The 2,484-nt window shown below is 42.8% G+C and carries 4 protein-coding genes; 1 reads left to right on the forward strand and 3 read right to left on the reverse strand.

Annotation, left to right across the window (positions count from 1 at the left end; all coding sequences use genetic code 11):
- Positions 1–290 (forward strand): hypothetical protein (locus tag Q0095_RS09735; RefSeq protein ID WP_297883327.1); only part of this gene is annotated, 290 nt, incomplete at its 5' end.
- Positions 291–414: 124 nt separating this feature from the next.
- Here the strand turns inward: Q0095_RS09735 and Q0095_RS09740 are convergent.
- Genes Q0095_RS09740 through prfB form a run of 3 tightly spaced genes read right to left on the reverse strand, consistent with a single transcriptional unit; the run spans position 415 to position 2,316 of the window.
- The gene (locus Q0095_RS09740) at positions 415–852 is read right to left on the reverse strand and encodes a hypothetical protein (RefSeq protein ID WP_297883328.1); all 438 of its coding nucleotides are present in this window, start codon (positions 850–852) and stop codon (positions 415–417) included.
- Positions 853–862: 10 nt separating this feature from the next.
- On the reverse strand, positions 863–1,198 hold the full coding sequence (locus Q0095_RS09745; protein ID WP_297883329.1) for a type II secretion system protein: 336 nt from the start codon (positions 1,196–1,198) through the stop codon (positions 863–865).
- Between the two features lie 20 nt (positions 1,199–1,218).
- Complete coding sequence (prfB, locus tag Q0095_RS09750; RefSeq protein ID WP_297883330.1) at positions 1,219–2,316, reverse strand: peptide chain release factor 2; 1,098 nt, start codon at positions 2,314–2,316, stop codon at positions 1,219–1,221.
- Positions 2,317–2,484: the final 168 nt, after the last annotated feature.

Consider the following 2,484-nt stretch of genomic DNA (forward strand, 5'->3'; position numbering starts at 1 on the left):
TGGTAAAATCTTTAGAGAATGCGACTAATTTAGAAGAGTTTAAAGTTCTTGCTAAAAAAGATGAAGTTAGAAAAATTAAAGACTTTTCTTTCTTAAAAAAATTATCTGAGTTGAAATTATTCTATTATACAAATCAAAATCAAACAAAAGAGAAAGTAGATGTAGCTAATTTAGACTTAACGTCAAATAGCAAGTTGGAAGATGTTCGAGTAGGTCAAGGGAATTTAGAAAATTTAAATTTTAAAGGCGTATGTTATGGAAGCAAATTGAGAAGGCAAGGAAGATTTTAGCCATTGCGGCTAGATAATAGAATTTCACGCATCAAATTCTATCCCGCGATACGGCGGAATGGAATTTGAAAGCAGTTCGTAGTGAGTAAATCTAAAATAGAATTTTAATTTAAATCCCAAAGCTTTAGCCGTTATATCCTAAGCGGCGCATATTTGCGCACGCATCCTTGTAGCCGTAATAGCACGAGATGCGGTATAGATCAATGGCGTTGAATTTATTTTGCTCCACGCCTTCACCTTTTTCAAACATAGCTGCGAGCTTCTGGCAAGCAGGGAAGTTTTGAGAGAGCGTGCATGCGGCGTTGTAGGCGTTGGCGGCAGAAGCATAGTCGCGCTTGGAATACATAGAATCCGCAAAATTTAGACACATTGCGCCATTGCCGTTTTTGCACGCATCGCTTTGCACGACGCTGCCTTGTAGGTTCATCGCACGGATACCGTCTTGAACATCGGCGAAGGAATATTTGCCGCTCTTTGGCGCATCGACTGCGCTCTTTGGCGCGTTGCTAACGCAGCCTGCTAAAAATACTCCGGCGGCGATCAAAGCTAGAATTTTTTTCATATTTTGCTCCTTAATTTTTTGAAATTTGGCGACCCAAAATGTAGTAGGTCTCTTTGCCCGCGACCTTTTGCAACTTGAGCTTAAATTTGTCCGACCAAGCGCTGATGATATCCTCAACAGCGGTCTTGCGCTCCTCATTCGTAGCGTCGTTTTTAATCTTAAAATACGGGTTTGAATTCGACATCGCCACGTGCGCACCGTAAATTTTAAGCTTATCATTCAGCCCCACGATGCGATCAAGCTCATTATCCTCAAAATCACACTTAGATAAAATTCCGCGCAGCTGAGCGACCGTCGCGTCGTTTACGCTATATCCTAGCGCTAGCAAAATTCCATCTTCACTCATTCTCATCCTTTCAAAAAAATTTATATGTTCGCTTGTGAAATCAAAACGCCTTCGATTATGCTTTTTATATCGCCGTCTAAAATCGCATCGGTTTGGCTATACGCTTCGCCGCTACGGTTGTCCTTAACCTGCTGATACGGGAAAAGTACGTAGGAGCGGATCTGATGCCCCCAGCCAATCTCGCTTTTAGGCGTATTCTCGTCCTTTTCGCGCTGCTTCATTAGCTCAAGCTCGTAAAGACGCGACTTTAACACCTTCATCGCCGTTTCTTTGTTTTTGTGCTGGCTTCTATCGTTTTGGCAGTTTACTACGATGCCCGTTGGGATGTGCGTGATACGCACAGCACTTTCGGTTTTATTGATATGTTGCCCGCCTGCACCGCTTGCGCGAAACACATCGACGCGGATATCCTTCTCTTCGATATTTATCTCTATATCGTCATTTAACTCAGGACTTACCATCACGCTTGAAAAGCTCGTATGTCTGCGCCCTGCACTATCAAATGGGCTTACGCGCACCAGGCGGTGGATACCGTTTTCGGCTTTCAGATATCCGTAGGCGTTCTCGCCGCGCACGATGAAGCTGACATCCTTAAGACCCGCTTCCTCGCCCTCTTGAAAGTCCAAAACCTCGATCTTAAAGCCCTCTCGCTCGCAAAAGCGCAGATACATGCGGTATAGCATACTCGCCCAGTCGTTGCTCTCCGTACCGCCCGCGCCCGGATGAATGCTGACGATAGCGTTTTTATCGTCATTTTCGCCGCTAAGCATCATAGAAATTTCTAAATTTATGATCTTGTCCTCTAACTCACCCGCCTCGGCAAAAAGCGAGTTTATCGTCTCCTCGTCGTTTTCCGAGTTTGCCAGCTCATATAGAGCTTTTGCGTCGTCTACGGCATTTTTAGCGTTTAGAAATTTATTTAAGATATTTGAAATTTTAGTTTTTTCCTTGCCGATAGCGCCTGCTTTTGCGACGTCCTGCCAGAGATTTTGATCGTTTTCAAGCTCCTCGATCTCTTTTAGGCGCGCTTTAATGTTCTCCGGTTTTACGACGCCTGCAATATTTTCGACTTTAGTATTTAGGGTTTTTAAAAGTTCCGTGTATTCGTAATTATCCAAAATTTAAGACCTTTTTATGCTTTTGGCGTGATTATAACATATTTTGGATTAAGGTTGTTTATAAAATTTTATTTAAGGCGGGCATTATTAAGCATTTATCTATTAGGGATATCAAAACCTGCTTGATATTGCCATGATTAATCAGTTTAAGCTCAGTCGAGAGATCAG

It is taken from the genome of uncultured Campylobacter sp. (assembly GCF_938045535.1).
Lineage (GTDB): Bacteria > Campylobacterota > Campylobacteria > Campylobacterales > Campylobacteraceae > Campylobacter_B.